Genomic DNA, 22,261 nt, shown 5'->3' on the forward strand with positions numbered 1-22,261 from the left:
TTCTACAGTGGAGTCAACAAGTGTTGGCAAACGGTTGTTGACCTCAGTCCGGAGGTGGAAGCGATGCTGCCCGAACGCACCGACGTCCTCGTGGTGGGAGCCGGTCCGACCGGTCTGGCGGTTGCGGTGACGCTGGCCGGGCACGGGATGACCGCGACAGTTGTCGACCGGCTCGCCGAGCCGCCCGTCACGTCGCGCGCCGCCGTCGTGCACGCCGGCACCCTGGAAGTGCTGGACCGGATCGGGGTCGCCGCGCCGCTGGCCGCCCGAGGGCTGCGCTCGGCCCGGTTCAGCGTCCGCGACCGGGACCGGGTGCTGCTCACCGTCCCCTTCGACCGGTTGCCGTCGCGTTACCCGTACGCGCTGCTCATCTCGCAGGCCGAGACCGAGGCGGTGCTGACCGACCGGCTCGCCGCGCTCGGCGGGCGCGTGCTGCGGCCGTACGAGATGACCGGGCTGGACCTCGACGGCGACGGCGCCGTCGCGCGCTTCGACGGCGGCCGCGCGGTCCGGGCGCGCTGGGTCGTCGGCGCGGACGGGATGCACAGCCGGGTCCGCGAACTCGCCGGCATCGGCTTCGGCGGCCCGGCCGACCCCGGCGAGTCGTTCCTGCTCGCCGACGTGCGCGTGGACAGCGCGCTCCCGCGCGACCAGGTGAGCCTCTTCCTGTCCCGGCAGGGCCCGCTGGTCTGGGCGCCGCTGCCCGACGGCACGGTCCGGCTGGTCGCCACGGTGACCGACGCGCCGCGCGAGCCGCAGGCGCACCACTTCCAGGCGCTGCTCGACGAGCGCGGTCCGGCGCGGCGGCCGGATCGGATCACCGGGATGGCGTGGTCGTCCCGGTTCCGGATCCACCACCGGATCGCGAGCACCTACCGCTGCGGCCCGGTGCTGCTCGCCGGGGACGCGGCGCACGTGCACAGCCCGGCCGGCGGGCAGGGGATGAATCTCGGCCTGCGGGACGCGGTCGCGCTCGGCGACGCGCTCGCCGCCGGCCCGCGGGCCCTCGACCGGTACGCGGCCGACCGCCGCCCCCGCGCCGAGGAGGTGCTCGGCTTCGCCGCCAACCTGACCCGCCTCGCCGCCGCCCCACCCTTCGCGCGCCCGCTGCGCAACCTGCTGCTCCGAGCGGTCTCCACCCTCCCCCCGGCCCGCCACCGCATCGCAGTCCGCCTCGCGGGCTTCGAACCACCACCCCGCTGATCTTGTAGTTACGGCCCTCGGACGGTCCTTTTTGTGCGCCTTCGCCCGGGCAGAAAGTGCAAGATCGGCGAGGAGGCGGAAGGGAGAGGGAGGGATGAAACGGGACGGACACTGTCGGCGCTGACCGGTACGGTGAGCGCCGAAATCCGAACCGGGAGCGCGATTGGACCGCACCTTCCAGGTGGACCTCCGTGGCGTGGTCGACCTGCTCAGTCACCACCTGTACGGCAGCCCGCGCGTGTACGTGCGCGAGCTGCTCCAGAACGCCGTCGACGCGATCACCGCGCGCCGGTCCACCGAGCCGGACGCCCCGGCCCGGGTACGCATCGAGCCGCCGGAGCTGACCGGCGACGGGACGCTGCGCGTGCACGACACCGGCATCGGCCTCACCGAGGCGCAGGTGCACGAGCTGCTCGCCACCATCGGCCGCAGCTCCAAGCGCGACGAGCTGGGCTTCTCCCGGCACGAGTTCCTCGGCCAGTTCGGCATCGGGCTGCTCTCCTGCTTCCTGGTCGCGGACGAGATCCGGGTGGTCACCCGGCACGCCGACGAGCCCACAGTGCTCTGGACGGGCTGGTCCGACGGGCGGTACGCGGTGCGGCTCGCCGAACCCGAGCAGGCACGCGACGAGCCCGGCACCACAGTGACGCTGCTGCCCCGGCGCGACGCCGACCAGTGGCTCGGCGTACCCACAGTCACCGAGCTGGCCCGCCTCTACGGCAGCCTGCTGCCGGTCGACGTCCGGGTCGGTGACACGCCGACCACCGCCGGGCCGCCGCCGTGGCCCACCACGCCCGGAGCGCCTGTCGACCGCGCCGCGCTCCAGCGGTACGCGCAGGAGCTGCTCGGGTTCGTCCCGTTCGACGTGGTGCCGCTGTCGGTGCCCGAGGCCGGCCTCACCGGAGTCGCATTCATCCTGCCCACCGCGGTGAACCCGGCCGCCCGCGCCGGGCACCGGGTCTACCTCAAGCGGATGCTGCTCAGCGAGCACGCCGACGGGCTGCTGCCCGAGTGGGCCTTCTTCGCCCACTGCGTGGTCGACGCGAGCGAGCTGCGCCCCACCGCCAGCCGCGAGGCGCTCTACGAGGACGCGCTGCTCACCACGGTCCGGGACGCGCTCGGGGACCAGATCCGGGGCTGGCTGGTGCGGCTGGCCAAGCACGACCCGCGCCGCCTCGGCGAGTTCCTCCAGGTGCACCACCTGGGCGTCAAGGCGCTCGCGATGCACGACGACGAGATGCTGCGGCTTGTCGACCAGTGGTGGCCGATGGACACGAACGTGGGCACGATGACGCTCGCCGAGTTCCGGCAGCGGCACGGCGTGCTCCGGTACGCCGCCAGCCTGGACGAGTTCCGCCAGCTCGCCGCCGTGGCCGCCGCACAGGACGTGGCAGTCGTGAACGGCGGCTACACGTACGACACCGAGCTGATCGAGCGACTGCCCACCGTGGATCGGTCGGTGCTCATCGAACGGCTGGAGCCGAGCGACCTCACCACCCGGTTCGAGATCCTCGACCCGGCGACGGAGCTGGCCCTGCGGCCGTTCCTGACCGGGGCGCAGCGGGCGCTGGAGCGGCTCGGCTGCGAGGTCGTGATCCGGGCGTACGACCCGGTCTCGCTGCCCGCGCTCTACCTGGTGTCCCGCTCGGCCGCGTTCCACGACCAGCTCGCCGCCAGCCGGGACAAGGCCGACGACCTGTGGGGCGGGGTGCTCGACGCGCTCGCCGCCTCCGCCCCGCCGGACCGCCCGCAACTCGTGCTCAACCACCGCAACCCGCTGGTCCGCCGGGTGACCACGCTCGCCGACCCGGAGCTGGTCGGGCTGGCCGTCGAGGCGCTCTACGGGCAGGCCCTGCTGCTCGGGCACCACCCGATCCGGGCGGCCGACGCCGCGCTGCTGAACAGTTCCTTCCTCGGCCTGCTCGGCCGGGCCGTACCGGGAGTGACGCGTGACTGACGACGACCTCTGGCGCATGCACCACGAGATCGAAACCATGCCGTACGGCCCGGGGCAGATCGCCGCGCTGGAGCAGCTGCTGCGCCGCGCCGACGCGGGCGACGACCGGCACCTCGCCTTCGCCGCCCGGGTCACCGGCACCACCGCGTACGTCTACGGCGGCGAACCGGCGAAGTCGTTCGTCACGTTCTCCTGGTGCCTGTCGGAGTACGACAAGGATCCGCAGCCCTACCACCAGGGCTACACGCACCAGCTGCTCTGGGCCTTCAAGTACATGGTCAACGCCATGGTGAAGTTCCCGGAGCTGCCGCTGGACCGGACGTACGCGGTGCTCGACGACATGGAGCGGCGCTACCGCGACGCCGGGCACTCGTTGCAGGCGGTCCACAAGCACCGCTACCTGGTGGCCGCGCACCTGGGCGAAGAGGACGCGGCGGAGCAGTGGTACCGCAAGTGGATGACCACGCCCCGCGACGCGCTCTCCGACTGCGCCGGCTGCGACCCGACCACGCAGGTCGCGCACCTGGTCCGGCTGGGCCGGCACGAGGAGGCGGTGGCGCTCGCCGAGCCGGTGCTCGCCGGCCGGCTGACCTGCAGCGAGCAGCCGCAGGGGATCCTCACCGCGCTGCTCACCCCCTACCGCGAGACCGGCCGGGGCGACGCCGCGCGGGAAGCGCACCGGGAGGCGTACCGGCGGCTGCGCGGGCACCTGGCCAACCTGTGGGACGTCGCCGAGCACATCGAGTTCTGCACCGCGACCGGCAACGAGGCCCGCGCGCTGGAGCTGGTCGAGCGGCATCTGGACTGGCTGGACCGGGCACCCACCCCGGCCGCCGCGATGCACTTCGCGGCCGCCGCGTCGGCGGCGCTGCGTCAGGTGCCGGCCGAGCTGACAGTGCGCCGCCGCGCCTCCGGTGACCGGCCGGCCGCCGACGTGCCGGTGGGCGCGCTCGCCGACGAGCTGGCCGGTACGGCCACCGGGCTGGCTGGGCGCTTCGACGCGCGTAACGGCACCACGCACCAGTCCGCGTTGATCGCCCGGAAGCTGGTGGCCGGGCCGGAGGGTGAGCACCTGCCGCTCTCCGCCAGCGTGCGCCGCCCGGTGGTGCCCGCACCGCGTACCGGGCCGGACGCTCAGGTGACGAGCGCGCCGCCGGTGACAGTGCCCGCCGAGGCCGGCGCCGACGAGCTGCTGGCGCTGGCCGAGGAGTGCTGGCGCACCAACCGCCGGGACGGCCTGGGCACTGTGCTGCGGGCGTACGACGAGCGGTACGGCGACGCCGACCTGCCGGCGGCCACCCGGGCGTGGCGGCTGGAGCTGCGGGCGGGCGAGCTGTCCCAGGACGACGACGGCGTGGCAGTGGCGACCGCCGTCAACCGGGAGGCGCTCGCCGCGTGGCAGGAGGTGCCGGACCCGCTGCGGGCACAGGTGGTGGCCGGGCGGCTCGGTGTGCTGCTGAGCATGGCCGAGGAGAGCGCGGACGAGGGGCTGACGCTGGCGCAGGAGTCGGCCGCGTATCTGGCCGCGCACGGCGAACCGCGGGATCGGGCCGCCGGCTGGGATCGGCTCGCGCTGGCCCACGTGCACCGGGAGCGGTGGGCGGACGCGCTGGACGCGCTCGACCGGGCCGGGGCGGACGCCGATGCCGACGCGTGGCTGGCCGGGCGGGTCGCGCTGCACCGGGCGCACGTGCTGGAGCAGTTGGAGCGGGCCGAGGAGTTCCGGGACGCGGCGGCGCAGGCCCGCCGGCTGGCCGGCGAGCTGGGCGACGCGGAGATGCTGACCGGCGCCTGCCTGGCGTGCGCGCGTGCCGCGGACGACGCGGCCGAGGCGGTGGCGGTCTGTGACGAGGCGCTGTCGGTCGCCCCGGCCGGCGCCCACCTGCCGCTGCGGGTGACGCGCGGGCGGGCGCTCCTGGCCGCCGACCGGGCCGGCGAGGCGGTGGAGGACCTGGCCGAGGCGGTCACGCTCTGCGTCGAGCAGGGGCTGCCGGGCGACGCGCTGCTGCGCTGGGAACTGGCCGAGGCGTACCGGATGGCCGGCCGGCTGGCCGAGGCCGCCGAGGTGGCCGAGGAGGCGGTGCTCGGGCTGGACCGCTCCGGCGCGCAGGCCGAGGCGGACCGGTGCCGGCACATGCTGTCCGGGATCTACGCGGGTCTCGGCGAGACGGATCTGGCGCTCACGGTGCTCGACCAGCTGGCCGAGAACCTGGACGGGCCGGACAATCTCCCCCGCCGGGCGCAGGTGCTGGAGGAGTCCGGCGGCCTGCTCTACGACGCCGACCGGGACGCCCTGGCCGCGCAGCGGTTCGCGTCGGCGGCCTCCGCCTGGCGGCTGGCCGGGTATCCGGTGGACGAGCTGCGGGCCCGGCGGCGGGAGTTGCTCGCCCTGCACTGGTCCGGTGACCTGCCGGGGGCGGTGGCCGCGATCGAGCGGGTGGACCAGGCCGTGAACGCGCTCGCCGGTCAGCCCGACGAGCCGCCAGTGGTCACGTACGAGCGGGCGATGGCCGCCGACGCGGTCGCCCGGGTGCTGATCGGCGAGGACCGGCTCACCGCCGCGCTGGACCGGCTGGAGGGTGTGCCCGGGAGGCTCCGGTCGATCGAGGCATTCGGCGAGGCGGCGCAGGTCGAGGTGCTGACCGGCGAGCTGCTGCTGCGTGACGGCCGGCCCGAGCAGGCCGAAGGGCTGCTGCGCCCGGTCCTCGGCGGGCTGCCCACCGGCTCCCGGCCCGCCGCGCAGGCCGCCTGGCTGCTGGCCCGCGCGCTCGACGACCAGGGCCGGCCCGCCGAGGCGGCGTCGGTCCGCGCCGAGCACGGCATCGAGGAGGACTGAGGCGACCGTCGGGTAACCGCGGCTGCTCTAGATCGACCCTGAGGTCTAGGCTGGCCCGGTGGCGGTGGAACAGCAGGCACGGGGGACGGCGGGCACGGCCCGGCGCCGGTCCCGGCGGGACGAGATCCTGGAGATCGCGGTCGGCCTCTTCGCGGCGCGCGGCTACCACGGCGTGTCGATGGACGACGTCGGCGCGGCGGCCGGGGTCACCGGGCCGGCGCTCTACCACCACTTCGCCGGCAAGGAGGCGATGCTCGTCGCCGCGCTGGTGCCGGTCAGCGAAGGGCTGCTCGCGGGCGGGCGGGAGCGGGCCGCCGGTCACCCGGACGACCCCCGTGGCGCGCTGGAGTCGCTGATCGACTTCCACGTCGAGTTCGCGCTGGCCAACCCGGCGGTGATCGCCCTGCACCTGCACGAGCTGGACCGCATGCCGGACGAGCCGCGCAGGCGGATCCGCCGGCTCCAGCGGATGTACGTCGAGGAGTGGGTGACGGTGCTGACGGCGCTGCACCCCGGCCTGCCAGACGGCGCGGCGCGGGTGCTCGCCCACGCGGCGTTCGGCCTGATGAACTCGACGCCGTTCCTCGGCGGCGAGGTCGATCGCCGGCGACGGGCCGAGCTGCTGCGCGGTGCGACGCTCGCGGCCCTGCTCGCGCCGACCGACCCGACCTGACACGCCGCCCGGACCTTAACGCATGTTAAGAAGAGACCCCGGCTTTGCGTCGAGAAGGGGTCACGTCCGTGCAGAAGATGATCGAATCGTTGTTGGTCGCGAATCGGGGGGAGATCGCGCGGCGGATCATCCGTACCGGCAGGCGGCTCGGGATCCGGACGATCGCTGTGCACTCGGAGGCCGACGGCGCGCTGCCGTTCGTGACCGAGGCCGATGAGGCGGTCTGCGTCGGCCCGGCGAACCCGGCGCAGAGCTACCGGAACGCCGACGCGATCCTCGACGCCGCCCGCAGCACCGGCGCGCAGGCGATCCACCCCGGCTACGGCTTCCTGTCGGAGAACGCGGACTTCGCCCGTACCGTCGAGGGGTCGGGCCTGATCTGGGTCGGACCCGGCGCGGACGCGATCACCGCGATGGGCGACAAGATCAACGCCCGGAACCTGATGGCGGCGGCCGGGGTGCCGGTCGCGCCCGGCACCACCGAGCCGGCGGCCGATCTGGACGCGGCGGTCGCGGCCGCCGCGGAGATCGGCTACCCGGTGATGGTCAAGGCCGCCGCGGGTGGCGGCGGCATGGGCATGGGCGTGGCCGCCGACGAGGCGGCGCTGCGCACCGAGTACGACAAGGTCCGCGCGTTCGCGGAGCGGATGTTCGGCGACGGCTCGGTGCTGATCGAGCGCTACTTCCCCCGGGTACGCCACGTCGAGGTGCAGATCCTCGGCCTGGCCGACGGCCGGGTGGTGGCGCTCGGCGAGCGGGAGTGCTCGGTGCAGCGGCGCAACCAGAAGCTGGTCGAGGAGTCGCCGTCCCCGGCGGTCTCGCCGGAGCTGCGCGAGCGCTTCCTGGCTGCGGCGGTACGGGCGGGCGAGGCGGTGGGCTACCGCAACGCGGGGACCGTCGAGTGCCTGCTGGTCCCGCGTCAGCGGGATCTCAAGGACGGCAGCCCTCTCTCCGATGAATTTTTCTTCCTGGAGATGAACACGCGGCTGCAGGTCGAGCACCCGGTCACCGAGTACGTCTACGGCGTCGACCTGGTCGAGGAGCAGCTGCGGGTGGCGGCCGGACTGGCGCCGACGTTCGACCCGGACGCGCTCACGCCGCGCGGCCACGCCATCGAGCTGCGGATCAACGCCGAGGACCCGAAGCGCTTCCTGCCCGGCCCCGGTGCGATCAGCACCTGGAACGAGCCGTCCGGCGCCGGGGTACGTGTGGACTCCGGCTACGTCGCCGGCAACACCGTCACGCCGTTCTACGACAGCCTGATGGCCAAGCTGATCGTCAGCGGGGACACCCGCGAGGAGGCGGTCGAGCGGGCGCGGGCGGCGGTCGCCCAGTTCGAGATCGCCGGCCCGAAGTGCAACCTGCCGTTCTTCGCCGAGCTGCTGGAGAACCCGGAGTTCCTCTCCGGCGACTACGACACCGGCATCGTCTCCCGGATGCGCTGATCTTCGACCCAGTGAGGTGAACCTGATGGCGGAACTCCCAGACTCCGTGAGCATCCGTGAGGTCGGTCCCCGGGACGGGCTTCAGAACGAGGAGCCCATCCCCACCGACGCCAAGGTGCGGCTGCTCGACGCGCTGTCCCGCACCGGGGTGCGGCGCATCGAGGCCGTCTCCTTCGTGCACCCCAGGGCGATCCCGCAGATGGCCGACGCCGACGAGGTGTGGCAGCGGGCGGAGAAGGCCGACGGGGTGCGCTACTCCGCGCTGGTGCCGAACACCCGTGGCGCCCAGCGGGCGCTGGCGGCGGGCTTCACCGAGATCGAGGTGGTGGTCTCGGCCAGCGACACGCACAACCGCCGCAACGTCAACCGCTCCACCGACGAGTCGCTCGACGACATCGCCGAGCTGATCGACCTGCTGCACGCCGCGGGCGCCGCCGCCGAGGTGATCGTGGCGACCAGCTTCGGCTGCCCCTACGAGGGCGACGTGGACCCCCGCCGGGTCGCCGCGATCGTCGACCGCGTAGCCCGCGACGGCGCGGACCGCGTCGCCTTCGGCGACACCACGGGCATGGGTACGCCCCGGCGCGTCCGCGAGCTGGTGACCGCGGTGCGGGACCGTAACGCCCACCTGCCGGTGCTGCTGCACTTCCACAACACCCGGGGTACCGCCCTGGCGAACATGCTCACCGCGATGGAGCTGGGCGTCACCGAGTTCGACGCCAGCGTCGGCGGCCTCGGCGGCTGCCCGTACGCGCCGGGCGCCAGCGGCAACCTGGCCACCGAGGAGGCGGTGCACATGCTGCACGACATGGGCATCGACACCGGTATCGACCTGGACGCCCTGATCGAGGCCGCCGAGCTGGCCGAGACCCTGGTGGGCAAGAAGCTCCCCTCCGGAGTCCTCCGAGCCGGCCCTCGCACCCGCCTGACTCCCCTCCCGGCCTGACCCCAGCCCTTTGCCCACCCCGTTGATCAAGCAGTTTGTGTCCTCCGGGCGCCCGGATGAGGACACGAACTCCTTGATCACGGGGGTGATTGGGGTGCGGGGGTGTGGCGGGGTGCCGGGAGGGGCGCTGGTGGGGTAGCCTAACGATCGTTCAGGTCGGTGGCGCCCTGTGCGGGCGGTGGCAACGGGAGTCGGCGTGACGCTCGACGGTGAGGCACTGGAGCAGCTGCGCAAGCGCGCCCGCGCCGGTGGTGCGGACAAGTACCACGCGGCGAACGCCGCCAAGGGGAAGCTGTTCGCCCGTGAGCGGGTGGCGTACCTGGTCGACGAGGGCTCCTTCGTCGAGGACGGGCTCTACGCCAACGCGATGGCCGACGGGCTGCCCGCGGACGGCGTGGTCACCGGCACCGCGACCATCGACGGCCGCCAGGTCTGCCTGATGGCGAACGACTCCACTGTCAAGGCCGGCAGCTGGGGCGCGCGTACCGTCGAGAAGATCATCCGGACCATCGAGCGGGCGTACGCGACCGGCGTCCCGATGGTCTACCTGGTCGACTCGGCCGGCGCCCGGATCACCGACCAGGTCGACCTGTTCCCGGGGCGGCGCGGCGCCGGGAAGATCTTCTGGAACCAGGTCCGCGCCTCCGGCTCGATCCCGCAGGTCTGCGCGCTGTTCGGGCCGAGCGCGGCGGGCGGGGCCTACATCCCGGCGTTCTGCGACGTGGTCGCCATGGTGGACGGCAACGCCAGCATGTACCTCGGCTCGGACCGCATGGTCGAAATGGTCACCGGCGAGAAGACCACGCTGGAGGCGATGGGCGGCGCGAAGGTGCACTGCGCCGAGTCCGGCGTCGGTCACTTCCTCTGCAAGACCGAGAACGACGCGCTGGACGTGGTGCGGACCTACCTGTCCTACCTGCCGTCGAACTGGAAGCAGGACCCGCCGGCCGCCGAAGCAGTGGACGCGCCGGAGAAGGCCGACCTGGCCGCGCTGGTCCCGGCCAGCGAGCGGCAGGCGTTCGACATGCGCCGGTACGTGAAGGGTCTGCTCGACGAGGGCAGCTTCTTCGAGATCCAGGCGCTCTGGGCCAAGGAGCTGACCGTCGGGTTCGGCCGGCTCAACGGCGAGGTCGTCGGCGTGGTCGGCAACAACTCGATGTTCAAGGGCGGCGTGCTCTTCGTCGACTCGGCCGACAAGGCGACCCGGTTCGTGCAGCTCTGCGACGCGTTCAACGTGCCGCTGCTGTTCCTCAGCGACGTGCCCGGCTTCATGGTCGGCAGCGCTGTGGAGAAGCAGGGCATCATCCGGCACGGCGCCAAGATGATCACGGCGATCTCCGAGGCGACAGTACCCAAGATCTGTGTGGTGGTCCGCAAGGCGTACGGCGCGGGTCTGTACGCGATGGCCGGCCCCGGCTTCGAGCCCGACGCCACCATCGCGCTGCCCACCGCGAAGATCGCGGTGATGGGCGCGGAGGCCGCCGTCAACGCGGTCTACGCCAACAAGATCGCCGCGATCGAGGACGAGGCCGAACGGGCCGCGTTCGTGGCCGCGAAGCGCGAGGAGTACGAGCGCGACATCGACGTGGTCCGCCTCGCCAGCGAGCTGGTGGTGGACGCGATCGTCGAGCCGCACGAGCTGCGCGCCGAGCTGGTACGCCGGTTCGCCGCCGCGCGCGGCAAGGAGCGGCACTTCTCCCGGCGCCGCCACGGCGTCACCCCGGTCTGACCGACACACGCCCCGGCGTCACGAGCGCCCGGCCCGTCCGTACCGCCGTCCCACCAGGAGGATCAGATGGACTTCCGGCTCAGCGACGAACAGGAGGCGCTGCGCTCAAGCGTGCGGGAGTTCGCCCGCGAGGTGGTCGCGCCCACCATCGCCGAGCACTACGAGCAGCACACCTTCCCGTACGAGATCGTCCGTCAGATGGGCAAGATGGGCCTGTTCGGGCTGCCCTTCGCGGAGGAGCGCGGCGGCATGGGCGGCGACTACTTCGCGCTCTGCCTGGCCCTGGAGGAGCTGGCCCGGGTCGACTCCAGCGTGGCCATCACGCTGGAGGCGGCGGTGTCGCTCGGCGCGATGCCGATTTACCGGTTCGGCACCGAGGAGCAGAAGGCGCAGTGGCTGCCGAGGCTGCTCAGCGGTGAGGCGCTGGCCGGGTTCGGGCTCACCGAGCCGGGCACCGGCTCGGACGCGGGCGGCACCCGGACGCGCGCGGTGCTGGACGGCGACGAGTGGGTGATCAACGGCTCGAAGGCGTTCATCACCAACTCCGGCACCGACATCACCGCGCTGGTCACCGTCACCGCCGTCACCGGTACGCGGCCGGACGGCGGCAAGGAGCTGTCCACGATCATCGTGCCGTCCGGTACGCCCGGCTTCACAGTCGCGCCCGGCTACTCGAAGGTCGGCTGGACCGCGTCGGACACGCACGAGCTGACGTTCGACGACTGCCGGGTGCCGGCGGCCAACCTGCTCGGCGAGCGAGGCCGTGGCTTCGCGCAGTTCCTGAACATCCTGGACGAGGGCCGGATCGCCATCGCGGCGCTCGCCGTCGGCCTTGCCCAGGGCTGCGTGGACGAGTCGATCAAGTACGCGAAGGAGCGCCAGGCGTTCGGCCAGCCGATCGGCAACTACCAGGCCATCCAGTTCAAGATCGCGGACATGGAGATGAAGGCGCACACCGCCCGGCTGGCCTACTACGACGCGGCCGCGCGGATGCTCGCCGGTGAGCCGTTCAAGCGCCAGGCGGCGATCGCCAAGCTGCACGCGAGCACCGTGGCGGTGGACAACGCCCGCGAGGCGACGCAGATCCACGGCGGGTACGGCTTCATGAACGAGTACCCGGTGGCCCGCTTCTGGCGGGACTCGAAGATCCTGGAGATCGGCGAGGGCACCAGCGAGGTGCAACGCATGATCATCGCCCGCGACCTCGGTATGTGAGAGGCGCCCTCGTCCGCGCCCTGTCGGATAACGGCGAGGGACGGTCGGGTGGTTGACGATGGGCTGTGGAGCGTCGGAGTCCATCCGTACTCTTCGTGCCCATGACTCCGGATCATGACGGTGCGCGGGGCCCAGGTGGTCGCACCGGTCTGTCCGATCTGTTGCGCGGGCACCGGCTCGCCGCCGGCCTGACCCAGGCCGAGCTGGCGGGCCGGGCCGGCGTGGGCGTGCGGACGGTCCGTGATCTGGAGCGGGGTCGGGCCACCCGCCCTCAGCGCACCACAGTGGACCTGCTGGCCGACGCGCTCGGCCTGGCCGGTGACGACCGACGGGAGTTCGTCGCCACCGCCCGGCCCACGCCGGTCCGGCCCGGACCGCGCCTCGCCGACACAGACACCGACGCCGGACCGCTGGTCGCGTTGCCCCAGCCCGTGCCGCTGCTGGGCCGCGACCGGGACGTGGCCGAGGTGGCCGGCCTGCTCGACGCGTACCCGGTGGTGAGCCTGGTCGGGCTCGCCGGCGTCGGCAAGACCGCGCTCGCCATCGCTGTCGCGCACGCGGTGGCGGCCCGGCACCCGGGCGGGGTGACCGGGGTGCTGGTCGGGGAGGGCTCGGACGTCGCCGACGTGCTCGCCGCGTCGGCGTCGGTGTTCGGCGTGAACCGGCTGGCCGACCTCGCCTGCCGGCTCGACGGACGGCCGGCGTTGCTGCTCGTCGACGCGGTCGACCGGGCGCCCGAGCCGGTGGCCGGGGCGCTTCGCGCCCTGACCGCGGCCGTGCCGGACCTGCGGGTGCTGGTGACCGGCCGCCGCCCGGTCGGGCTGCCCGGCGAGCTGGTCCGCCCGGTCGCGCCGCTCGACGTGCCACCCGCGGACGCCGCGCCCGCCGACCGCTCCGACCTGGATCGCTGGCCGGCGGCGGCACTGTTCGCCGCCCGCCTCGCCCAGGCCCGCCGCGAACTGCCCACGGCGGCCGAGCTGCCGGCGCTCGCCGCGCTGGTACGCCGCCTCGGCGGGCTGCCGCTGGCGATCGAGCTGATGGCGGCGCGGGGACGCATCCTCGACGTCACCGAACTGCTCGACCGCTACGGCGACCGTGTCCTGGACCTGACCGGCGCGCATCCCGGCTGGGAGCCCGCCGACCGGTCGGCCGGCACGGTGACGCTGCGCGAGGCGGTGGCGAGCAGCTACCGCCTGCTCGCGCCGGCCGACCGGGCCGCGCTGCGACGGCTCTCCGCGTTCCGCAACCGCTGGTCGGTCGAGCTGGCCGAGGACCTGCTCGCCGGTGGCGGCAGGCGGTGGGACGCGGCACCGATGCTGGACCGGCTGCGCGAGCTGGGCCTGCTCAGTGTCCGTGGCGCCGGCCCGTTCCGGTTCCGGCTGCTGGACGCGGTCCGGGACTTCGCGGCCGAGCAGGCTGACGTCGAGGGCGAGACCGCCGGGATCCGGCTCCGGCACGCCTCGGTGATCGCCGGGCTCGTCCACCGCACCGCACCCGGGCTGGTGGGCGCACAGTTGTCCGGCGTGGCACGCCTGCTCGACGAGGCGACCGGCGACATCACCGCCGCCCTCGCGTACGCCGCCGAGCACGCGCCGGAGACTGCGCTGCTGCTGGCCGCCTCGCTGCCCCGCTGGTGGCGGCTGCGCGGGCGGGACGTCTCCGGTCGCCGCTGGCTGCGGTGGCTGCTGGCCGATCCGCGAACCGCCGGCACCCGGTCCACGCTGCGGGCCTGGGCGATGCTCGGCGCGGCCCGGCTGGCCGTCGAGCACGGCGCGGGCGCGGAGGAGTTGCCGGCCGCCCGGGCCGCGCTCGTCATCTTCGCCGAGGCGGGCGACGTGATCGGGGAACTGTCGGCCCGGTCCGTGCTCTGCGCGCTGCTGCGCGGGCTCGGCGCGCACGACGAGGCCCGCGAGCAGGCCGAGGCCGCGCTGGCGACGGCCACCCGGCACGGCCGGATACGCGAGATGGCCGTCGCTCAGGCGCACCTCACCTGGCACGACGTACGCGCGGCGCGGCTGGCCGACGCCCGGCGGCGGCTGGCCACGGTGGACCGGCTGGCGGCGCAGTGCGGCGACCGGCGCCTGCGTCTGCTGGCGCGGGCCGACCAGGCCGAGCTGACCCGCCTGGAGGGCCGGTACGCGGAGGCGGTCGAGCAGGGGCGCCGGGTGGCGACAGCGCTCGCGGAGCTGGGCGATCCCGGTCGGCGGCGGCGGACGGTCGGCAAGGTCGCGCTGGCGCTCGCCGGCCAGGGCCGGGGCGACGAGGCGCTGGCAGCGGCCGCCGAGCTGTGGCCCTCGGGTGCGGTGCCGGGTCAGCGCCGGCCGCCTGTCGTGGAGAGCCTGAATCCGCCCGGCGTGGTCGCGGACGCCCGCGCCGAGGACGCGCTGCGCGGGCTGATCGAGGGCCATGTGGCGCTGCACCGGGGGGATCGGGAACTGGCGGTGGAATGGTTCGCCGCGGCGGCCGACGCGGCCGAGGGCGGCGCGGGGCGGCGCGACCTGGTCGAGGCGCTTGTGGGGCTGGCGGTCAGCACCGGGGATCCGGCAGTGCTGGACCGCTTGGACGACGCGCGGCGGGTCACCGGGGTCAGCCTGCTGCCGCGGGAGGAGGAACTGCTCTTCTCCCTGGCGGCGTGGCGTCAGAAGGCGCGCTGAATGGCGGCGCGTCCGGCGGGCCGGGGAGGATGGAGGGCGCGGGGGTGGCGCGAACGAAGTAGCCCCCTGGTGCTGCCCCTCGCTCGACGCTCGCGCCAGCACCCCCCGGTGCCCCCCGCTTCGGGAAGACTACCGAGGTACTGCGAGAGATATGGGGACTTATGCACCGGTTGCCCGACTGCCTGAGCGGTTCTGCCGGTTGTTCTGCCGGTGACCCGCTGGTATCGACCAGCGGGTCACCGGGCGGTGAGCCGTCGGCAGTGGACCGTCAGGCGGCGTCCTCGGCTGGTTCGGTGCTGCCGGCCGTGGCGCCCGGGTGGACCGCGTCCCGGACCCGGCGTAGCCCGTCCAGCAGCCCGTCGAGCTGGTCCGGATCGAGCTGGCCGGTGAACCACTGCTCGATGATCCGCAGGTGGCCGGGGAGGATGGCGTCCAGCCGGCTCAGGCCTGCGGCGGTGACCACCGCGAAGGAGCTGCGGCGGTCGGACGGGCAGGCGCGCCGACGGATCAGCCCGTCCCGCTCCATCCGGTCCACCACGCGGGTCACGCCGCTGGTGGAGAGCGAGGTCTGCGCCGCCAGGTCGGTCATCCGCAGCTGGTTGTTGGGTGAGCGGGCGAGTCGGGTGAGCACCTCGAACTCGACCGGGGAGAGGCCGTGCTCGTCGAACTGGGCGGCGAACCGGGCGGAGAGCCCGGCGTGCGCCTCGACGAGGAGGCCGACGGCGGTGATCCGGGGATCGTCGAACACGTTCTGGTCCACGCCACCATCCTAGCAACACTTGACACAGGGAATATTGCTGTAGCTATAGTTGCTCAGTCAGTCGTTGGGATACTAAACCGTTTTCCCGGAGGAGAGCACCATGACCAGCAGCACCGAAGCGACTACCCGCGACTGGGAGGGTCTCACCATCCCCACCCCCGGCACCTATCTTCTCGACGCCGCGCACAAGCGTGTCGGATTCGTCGCCCGGCACATGATGGTCAGCAAGGTACGCGGTGAGTTCGCCGACGCAACCGCCACCATCACCGTCGCCGACGACCCGATGCAGTCCACGGTCACCGCCAGCATCCAGGCCGCCAGCATCAACACCGCCCAGGCGGACCGGGACGCGCACCTGCGCAGCCCGGAGTTCCTCGACGTCGAGCAGTACCCGACGCTGGAGTTCCGCAGCACCGGCGTGAAGTCCCGCGAGGGCAGCGAGTTCGTCCTCCTGGGCGAGCTGACCATCAAGGGCGTGACCCGTCAGGTCGAGCTGGAGGTCGAGTTCGAGGGCGTCGGCCGCAGCCCCTTCGGGCAGGACATCTTCGGCTTCTCCGCCTCCACCGAGATCGACCGCGAGGACTTCGGCCTGACCTGGAACGTGGCGCTGGAGACCGGCGGCGTCCTGGTCGGCCGCAAGATCAAGATCGAGATCGAGGGCGAGGGCATCCGCCAGGGCTGAGCCCGGCCAGGTCCGCAGGGCCCGCACCGTCCCCTCGACGGTGCGGGCCCTTCCCGTGTACGCGCAGCGGTGCGAATCGTCACGCGATGTTCTCCGGCCGACGGTGCTGGTGAGGGCCCCGACGGGGTACAGGTGCAGATCTGCCGCCCGTCCAGCGGGCGGCGGACGGGGCGCACTTACGCGCACCACGCGAATGGTTCACAATGCGTTGCGGAACGGTACGGTTCCGTCGCACCGGCGTCGGGAGGACACATGGGCAGAGACGTCGACCAGGGCGCCTTCTCCCGCGAGGATCGGGTCCGCTACCGGCAGAAGGTCCGGCGCTGCCTGGACGTCTTCGCACTGATGCTCGACGACTTCGGCTTCGACGCCGACCGGCCGATGACCGGGCTGGAGATCGAGCTGAACCTGATCGACGCCGCCGCGGAACCGGCCATGCGCAACGACCAGATCCTGGCCGACATCGCCGACCCGCTGTTCCAGACCGAGCTGGGGCAGTTCAACCTCGAACTGAACGCCTCGCCCCGACTGATCGAGGGCAGCGGCTTCGCCGACTACGAGCAGGACCTGCGCAGCAGCCTCAGCCGCGCCGACGAGCGGGCCGCCAAGTCCGACGCGACGATCATGATGGTCGGCATCCTGCCCACGCTCACCGAACGCCACCTGGTCGCGGACAACCTCTCCACGAACGAGCGGTACCGCGTTCTCAACGACCAGATCGTCGGCGCCCGGGGCGAGGACATCGAGCTGGACATCAACGGCGTCGAGCGGCTGCGTACGCATACCGACTCGATCGCGCCGGAGGCCGCCTGCACCAGCCTCCAGTTCCACCTCCAGGTCGCGCCGGACAGCTTCGCCGACTACTGGAACGCCTCCCAGGCGATCGCCGGCGTTCAGGTCGCCGTGGGGGCGAACTCGCCGTTCCTCTACGGCCGACAGCTCTGGGCGGAGACCCGGATCGCGCTGTTCCAACAGGCCACCGACACCCGTCCCGACGAGCTGAAGGCCCAGGGCGTACGCCCCCGGGTGTGGTTCGGGGAACGCTGGATCACCTCGATCTTCGACCTGTTCGAGGAGAACGTCCGCTATTTCCCGCCGCTGCTGCCGATCTGCGAGGACGAGGACCCGGTCGAGGTGCTGCACGCCGGGGGCGTACCCCAGCTCGGCGAGCTGCGGCTGCACAACGGCACCGTCTACCGCTGGAACCGGCCGGTCTACGACATCATGAACGACCGTCCGCACCTGCGGGTGGAGAACCGGGTGCTGCCCGCCGGCCCGACAGTGGTGGACATGCTCGCCAACGCGGCGTTCTACTTCGGGCTGGCCCGCGGCCTCGCCGAGTCGGACCGTCCCATCTGGAGCCAGTTGACGTTCAGCTCGGCGGAGGAGAACTTCCACGCCGCCGCCCGGCGCGGCATCGAGGCGGTCCTGCACTGGCCGCGCCTCGGCGACGTGCCGGTGACCAAGCTTGTCCTCGAGACGCTGCTCCCGGTGGCCGAGCAGGGGCTGGACCGGTTCGGCGTCGCCCCGGCCGAGCGCGATCGCCTGCTGGGCGTGATCGAGGGCCGCTGCCGTACCGGCCGCAACGGCGCGGTCTGGCAGACCGAGACGGTATGGGCCGCCGAGCGGCGCCAGGGCATGGACCGGGAGGCCGCCCTGCACCACATGGTCAAGCGGTACGCCGAACTCCAGCGCAGCAACGAGCCCGTACACACCTGGCCCGTCGACTAACCCCGCCCGCCCTCGCCTCGTCGATCTTGGAGTTGTGGTGCCTCTGATGTCCCCAACAGGGCATTTGCGAGGTGCCACCACTCCAAGATCGACGGGAGTGGCGAGATTCGGCCGAGTCGCCGAGGAGCCTCGGTCTACGACGAGGGCTTGCCTGACCGCGACGAGGAGTCGTCCTGGCTGGTCTGCGGGTTCGGCTGGTCGAGGGCCTCGGGCTGCCGCTGCGGCGGCACGGCCCGACCGCGTCGGCCGGTAGCCGACCGGGTGGCACGACCCTTCTCCGTTCCGGTCCGGCCGACGGCTACGCCAGGCCCGTCCTCCGCTGCGGCCGTCGCCTCACGCGCGTCGGCCGAGGTGTCCGGTGCCTTGTCCGTCCCGGTCGCCCGATCCGCTGACCGCTCCGCCGCTGACGGGTCTGACGCTGACGGGTCGGACGCTGACGGGCCCGACGGATCGGACGCCGACCGGTCGGCCGTCCGCGACCCGAACAATCCGGCCGAGCGCTTGCGGGACACACCCGACGGGCTCACCCCCGAGGTGCCCGGCGACGTGCCGGACGGGTCCGACACGGCTCCGGCCGGCTCCGACGGCCTGTCCTTCGAGGCCGGGTCGCCGGTGGCCGGGTCGGCCTCGCCGCTGATCCGGTCCGGCTCGCCGGTGCGCTGGCGGGGGACTGTCACCCGCTCGGCGCTGCGGCGCTCGGCGCGCTGGGCGAGCGCCGCCATCAGCATCGAGCCGCCGACACCGGCGATCACCGCGTACGGGGCGATCAGGTGGGCCGACAACTGCTCGGCGGCGATCCCGGCGAGCCGCGGTACGGCGAGCAGGTACGCCAGCGCCACGAGCAGCGGTCCGGCCGCCCCGGAAGCCGCCGCGCCGACCCGTACCTCTGGAGCGCGGGCCGCACGCCGGGCCGCCAGCACGCCGATCACCAGCGCGGAGAGCACCGACAGCAGCGCGCCGGGCCAGTAGAAGTAGTCGCGGATCCAGAACGCGCCACGGTCCGCGCTGATCTGCCAGATGCCGAGCTGGGCGGTGGTCAGGCCACGGCCGGCGACCACCCCGTCGACCACCGACACGACGGCGAGCAGCCAGAGCCAGCCCGAGGTGGCGATGAGGTTGGCGGCGGCGGCGCGGGTGTGCAGCGCCCAGGTGGCCAGCAGCATCCCGAGCAGCAGCCCCGCTGCGGCGTAGGCGGCGGCGACGGTCTGCGGCGCGGACACGTCCGGCACCTGGGCCGCCCGCGCCGGCACCGCCACCAGCAGCACGGTGACGAGCGCGCCGACAGCTGCGGCGAGCACCAGCGCGAGCCGGGGCGGCCGGCCCTGCGACTCGTCGTCCCGGCCCCGCAGGCGCTGGGCGCAGACCGCGCCGGCGATGACCGAGGTGGCCGCGATCCAGGTCGCCCAGGCGAGGCTCGCCACCCAGGCCGCCTCGACACGTACCGCGCCGGTCGGCGCCCAGTTGATGATGCCCAGCCCGTACCCGAAACCGAGCTGCGCGGCGCCCGCTCCGGCAGCGACGCCGAGCGCGGCGGCGGTCGATCCTCCCCAGCCCCGACTGACCATGCCGGGGAGCGTAACGTCCCGAGGTCGGCGCGGCGAGTCGTGGCGACGGGCCGTGACCGTTTGGCAGCTGTGGATACGGTCGTCGATGAGCGGGGGCGGGGGAACATGACGGACGAGCGGCGACCGGACGGCGACGGCACCGGCCCGGGACGGGCCAGGCTGCTCATCGGCGGCGGTCTGGCAGTGGTTCTGCTGGCGGTGATCGGGGGCAGCGCCGGCTGGATCCTGGCCGGTGACCCGGACCGCCCGGCCGCGCCCGGCGAGGCCGCGCCGGTCGTCACGGCCTCGACGTCCGCGCCGGTCACCACGCCACCTGCGACCACAGCCGCCGCCCCGACCGGTACGCGGACGAGCGCGCCCGCCGGGCTCACCGTGCCGGAGGTGGTCGGCGTCGACTTCGAGCAGGCCCGCCGGGAGTTGCGTGACCGCCGGCTCGGCTGGCGACTGGTCTTCGGCACCGGCGCCGGACGCTCGGTGGAGCGCGCCTCGCCGGCGCCGGGCACGCCGGTGAAGCGCGGTGTCACCGTCTCCCTGTTCGTGACCGGACCGGCCCCCGCGGTCACCGTGCCCGACGTGGGCACGCTGTCCTGCTCCGACGCGGCCGACGACCTGGTGGACGCCGGTCTCTATCCCCGGTACGGCACCGGCCGCCAAGGTCCGGTCACCGCGCAGGAGCCGGTCGCGGGCAGCCCGGCGCGGTGGAACGACCAGGTGGTGCTGACCTGCGGCGACACCCGGTCCGTGTCGCCGAGCGCCACCCCGTCGCCGACTGGCTGACCGGCGCGGGCGCGCTGATCCCGGCCGACGTGGCCGTGGCCCGTTACGGTGGACGATCGAGGGCCGTGCGCCCCGTCCCGGTGGGGAAAGGACGTGCCATGAGCGACGACCGTCAGGATCCTCCCGCCGGTGACGCGGACGAGACCCGCGCCATGCCCCGGAATCCGGCCGGGGAGGACGCCGACGCCACCCGCGCGCTCCCTCGAAACGCTCCCGGGGACCCCGGGGCCACTGCCGCGATGCCGCGCGACGTGGGCGGGGAGGACGTCGACGCGACCCGCGCCATGCCGCGCAACGCCGCCGGGAGCGACGCGACCCGCGCGATGCCGCCGGACGTGGACGACGCCACCCGTCCGCTGCCCGGCGGGCCGTCACGGCGTCCGCTGGACGCCACCGCCCCGCAGGAGCCGGTGGGCGCCTGGTCCGGCCGGGCCGGGGTACCCCCGCCGCGACCGGCCGGCTATCCCGAGCCCGGGGGCGAGTGGTACGGCGACGAGCAGGCCGGACGCCGCTGGTGGATGCCGATCCTGCTGGGCATCCTGGCGCTGCTCCTGCTGGGGTTGATCGGGGTGGGGGTGTGGCTGGCTCTGCGCGCCGCCGACCAGGACTCCGATCCGGGGACGGTGCCGTCGGCGGTGCCGAGCACCTCGGCGCAGACCAGTGCCGCCCCGACGAGCGCCGCACCGAGCAGTTCCCCGCCGAGCACGCCACCGACCACCGAGGCGGTCGAGGTGCCGATGCCACCGTTGGTGGGGCTGCCGGAGGCCGCCGCCCGGGCGGCGCTCGACCGGCTGGACGTGGACTACCGGGTGCAGCGGCGGGCGTCGGACCGGCCGGCCGGCACGGTGATCTCGACCGATCCGGAGGCCGGCTACCCGGTGGGCGAGGGCGACCGGGTCACCATCGTGGTTGCAGTACCCGCGCCGCCGACCGCCGGCCCGAGCACGCCGGGTTCCGCCCCGGCGACCACCACCACGCCCTGACGCTCACCAGTGGCGTCGGGACGCTCACCACTGGCGTCGACGGGTGCCGACCAGGCCGAGGCCGGCGAGTGAGATGGCGAGCCCGAGCAGACCGGAGTAGAACAGTGACCGGCTGAGGTCGCTCGTGGCGTCGCCGGGCCGCTCGGCGAGCGCCTCGCCGCCCCCGGTGCCCGCGGGCGGCGTGTCGGCGTCCGGATCGTCCTCGTCCTGCGACGGGTCGGTGGGAGACCAGCCGTCCTCCTCGTCGTCGTACTCGTCCCCGCCGGCCGCCGCCCGGGCGTCCTCGCCGGCTGGGGCGCGGCCGTCCTCACCGGCCACGGTGATCTCCGGGGCCGGTACCGGCTCGGCGAGCTGCTGGGTGGCGGAGAAGGCGGGGTGCCGCACCACGAGCGCGAGCGCGGTGGCGGCGACGAGGAAGACGAACAGCCCGAGGGCATAGCCGACACGGGACCGGTGGTGCCGCCGCGCGGCGGGCAGATTGACCATGACCATCCCAGGTTCAGGGTCCATGGCGCGCGGGGTGGAACGTGCCGGGGTGGGCGTACTGATTCTATGGCGACGGCACGCCCTCCCGACCGGGAATCGTGAGGTCAGCCCACCCGGACCGGAGTCCGGACCACCGGGCGGCGGGCCGTCCGGACGGTGTGTTGCCGGGGCACCGGCGCGGCGTGGACCTGCTGCAACCCCTCTTGGAGTACGAAGATCGACCTCCGGTTGACCGCGTCCCCCGCCGCGTTCAACTCGTAGCCGTCGAGCCAGAGCCAACCGTCGTAGGTCGGCCAGTCGAGCACCCGGATCACCCGGAACATGATCGGTCGGAAGAACTGGACACTCGCCGCGCGCGTCACGTGCAGTACGTCACCGGAGCGGGGAAGCACATGGGCTCCTGGGGAGGGTCGGCCGGTCGGGACCGGCGAGGCGGAACGGGGTCGGTGCGGTCCGGTGACGGGGGTCTGTCTCGTGGACCGGCGGTCGTTGGGTCGGTGCTGGTCGGGCCGTACCCGCGGTGGCGGACCGCCACCCGACCATCACCCGGCTGCTCCCGGTTACCGCTCCCGCCGCCGCAGCCGAGCTGGCGTGCAGCGACGGGGTCTTCATTCCGGGG

Annotated in this window: 16 protein-coding genes and 1 pseudogene; 13 read left to right on the forward strand and 4 right to left on the reverse strand. The window is 73.7% G+C overall.

All coding sequences use genetic code 11. The features are described from left to right. Positions 1-63 precede the first annotated feature (63 nt). From FHU28_RS03045 to FHU28_RS03085, 9 genes are all read left to right on the forward strand, one after another. Entirely contained in the window at positions 64-1,203 is a 1,140-nt protein-coding gene (locus tag FHU28_RS03045) for an FAD-dependent oxidoreductase (RefSeq protein WP_184680642.1), read from the forward strand. A 163-nt stretch (positions 1,204-1,366) separates the two neighbouring features. Further along, positions 1,367-3,160: an HSP90 family protein gene (locus FHU28_RS03050; RefSeq protein ID WP_184680644.1), complete on the forward strand. Its 1,794-nt coding sequence runs from the start codon at positions 1,367-1,369 to the stop codon at positions 3,158-3,160. Continuing rightward, the gene (locus FHU28_RS03055) at positions 3,153-5,996 is read left to right on the forward strand and encodes a hypothetical protein (RefSeq protein WP_184680646.1); all 2,844 of its coding nucleotides are present in this window, start codon (positions 3,153-3,155) and stop codon (positions 5,994-5,996) included. The genes FHU28_RS03050 and FHU28_RS03055 overlap by 8 nt, the downstream gene beginning before the upstream one ends. Positions 5,997-6,054: 58 nt before the next feature. Further along, positions 6,055-6,669, forward strand: coding sequence for a TetR/AcrR family transcriptional regulator (locus FHU28_RS03060; RefSeq protein ID WP_184680648.1), 615 nt, complete (start codon positions 6,055-6,057; stop codon positions 6,667-6,669). A 77-nt stretch (positions 6,670-6,746) separates the two neighbouring features. Then, on the forward strand, positions 6,747-8,114 hold the full coding sequence (locus tag FHU28_RS03065) for an acetyl-CoA carboxylase biotin carboxylase subunit (protein ID WP_184689167.1): 1,368 nt from the start codon (positions 6,747-6,749) through the stop codon (positions 8,112-8,114). Between the two features lie 25 nt (positions 8,115-8,139). After that, the gene (locus FHU28_RS03070; protein WP_184680650.1) at positions 8,140-9,060 is read left to right on the forward strand and encodes a hydroxymethylglutaryl-CoA lyase; all 921 of its coding nucleotides are present in this window, start codon (positions 8,140-8,142) and stop codon (positions 9,058-9,060) included. 196 nt (positions 9,061-9,256) lie between these two features. Beyond that, entirely contained in the window at positions 9,257-10,789 is a 1,533-nt protein-coding gene (locus FHU28_RS03075; RefSeq protein WP_184680652.1) for an acyl-CoA carboxylase subunit beta, read from the forward strand. A gap of 66 nt (positions 10,790-10,855) precedes the next feature. Continuing rightward, positions 10,856-12,004, forward strand: coding sequence for an acyl-CoA dehydrogenase family protein (locus FHU28_RS03080; protein ID WP_184680654.1), 1,149 nt, complete (start codon positions 10,856-10,858; stop codon positions 12,002-12,004). Positions 12,005-12,105: 101 nt separating this feature from the next. Next, complete coding sequence (locus tag FHU28_RS03085; protein WP_184680656.1) at positions 12,106-14,658, forward strand: ATP-binding protein; 2,553 nt, start codon at positions 12,106-12,108, stop codon at positions 14,656-14,658. A 268-nt stretch (positions 14,659-14,926) separates the two neighbouring features. Here the strand turns inward: FHU28_RS03085 and FHU28_RS03090 are convergent, their stop codons facing one another. After that, on the reverse strand, positions 14,927-15,418 hold the full coding sequence (locus tag FHU28_RS03090; protein WP_184680659.1) for a MarR family winged helix-turn-helix transcriptional regulator: 492 nt from the start codon (positions 15,416-15,418) through the stop codon (positions 14,927-14,929). 100 nt (positions 15,419-15,518) lie between these two features. Between FHU28_RS03090 and FHU28_RS03095 the strand changes: the two genes are divergently transcribed. Then, entirely contained in the window at positions 15,519-16,100 is a 582-nt protein-coding gene (locus FHU28_RS03095; RefSeq protein ID WP_184680661.1) for a YceI family protein, read from the forward strand. A gap of 252 nt (positions 16,101-16,352) precedes the next feature. Further along, positions 16,353-17,831, forward strand: coding sequence for a glutamate-cysteine ligase family protein (locus tag FHU28_RS03100; protein ID WP_184680664.1), 1,479 nt, complete (start codon positions 16,353-16,355; stop codon positions 17,829-17,831). Positions 17,832-18,205: 374 nt separating this feature from the next. Here the strand turns inward: FHU28_RS03100 and FHU28_RS33005 are convergent. Then, positions 18,206-19,396 (reverse strand): annotated as a pseudogene (locus FHU28_RS33005) (hypothetical protein); the annotation flags it as partial. 105 nt (positions 19,397-19,501) lie between these two features. Here FHU28_RS33005 and FHU28_RS03110 point away from each other — a divergent pair. Continuing rightward, positions 19,502-20,173: a PASTA domain-containing protein gene (locus FHU28_RS03110; RefSeq protein ID WP_184680669.1), complete on the forward strand. Its 672-nt coding sequence runs from the start codon at positions 19,502-19,504 to the stop codon at positions 20,171-20,173. A 98-nt stretch (positions 20,174-20,271) separates the two neighbouring features. Further along, the gene (locus FHU28_RS03115; protein ID WP_184680672.1) at positions 20,272-21,156 is read left to right on the forward strand and encodes a PASTA domain-containing protein; all 885 of its coding nucleotides are present in this window, start codon (positions 20,272-20,274) and stop codon (positions 21,154-21,156) included. 24 nt (positions 21,157-21,180) lie between these two features. Here the strand turns inward: FHU28_RS03115 and FHU28_RS03120 are convergent, their stop codons facing one another. Both FHU28_RS03120 and FHU28_RS03125 read right to left on the reverse strand, forming a co-directional pair. Next, positions 21,181-21,648, reverse strand: a complete 468-nt coding sequence (locus FHU28_RS03120; protein WP_184689171.1) for a hypothetical protein — start codon at positions 21,646-21,648, stop codon at positions 21,181-21,183. Between the two features lie 98 nt (positions 21,649-21,746). Further along, the gene (locus FHU28_RS03125; RefSeq protein ID WP_116503096.1) at positions 21,747-22,034 is read right to left on the reverse strand and encodes a hypothetical protein; all 288 of its coding nucleotides are present in this window, start codon (positions 22,032-22,034) and stop codon (positions 21,747-21,749) included. Positions 22,035-22,261: the final 227 nt, after the last annotated feature.

The organism is Micromonospora echinospora, assembly GCF_014203425.1.
GTDB classification, from domain to species: domain Bacteria; phylum Actinomycetota; class Actinomycetes; order Mycobacteriales; family Micromonosporaceae; genus Micromonospora; species Micromonospora echinospora_A.

Bases quoted from the DNA above. Each gene is read 5' to 3' on its own strand.
- FHU28_RS03120 (WP_184689171.1), bottom strand. From the start codon at position 21,648: ATGGTCATGGTCAATCTGCCCGCCGCGCGGCGGCACCACCGGTCCCGT.
- FHU28_RS03095 (WP_184680661.1), top strand. From the start codon at position 15,519: ATGACCAGCAGCACCGAAGCGACTACCCGCGACTGGGAGGGTCTCACC.
- FHU28_RS03115 (WP_184680672.1), top strand. From the start codon at position 20,272: ATGAGCGACGACCGTCAGGATCCTCCCGCCGGTGACGCGGACGAGACC.
- FHU28_RS03070 (WP_184680650.1), top strand. From the start codon at position 8,140: ATGGCGGAACTCCCAGACTCCGTGAGCATCCGTGAGGTCGGTCCCCGG.
- FHU28_RS03085 (WP_184680656.1), top strand. From the start codon at position 12,106: ATGACTCCGGATCATGACGGTGCGCGGGGCCCAGGTGGTCGCACCGGT.
- FHU28_RS03080 (WP_184680654.1), top strand. From the start codon at position 10,856: ATGGACTTCCGGCTCAGCGACGAACAGGAGGCGCTGCGCTCAAGCGTG.
- FHU28_RS03100 (WP_184680664.1), top strand. From the start codon at position 16,353: ATGGGCAGAGACGTCGACCAGGGCGCCTTCTCCCGCGAGGATCGGGTC.
- FHU28_RS03110 (WP_184680669.1), top strand. From the start codon at position 19,502: ATGACGGACGAGCGGCGACCGGACGGCGACGGCACCGGCCCGGGACGG.
- FHU28_RS03065 (WP_184689167.1), top strand. From the start codon at position 6,747: ATGATCGAATCGTTGTTGGTCGCGAATCGGGGGGAGATCGCGCGGCGG.
- FHU28_RS03045 (WP_184680642.1), top strand. From the start codon at position 64: ATGCTGCCCGAACGCACCGACGTCCTCGTGGTGGGAGCCGGTCCGACC.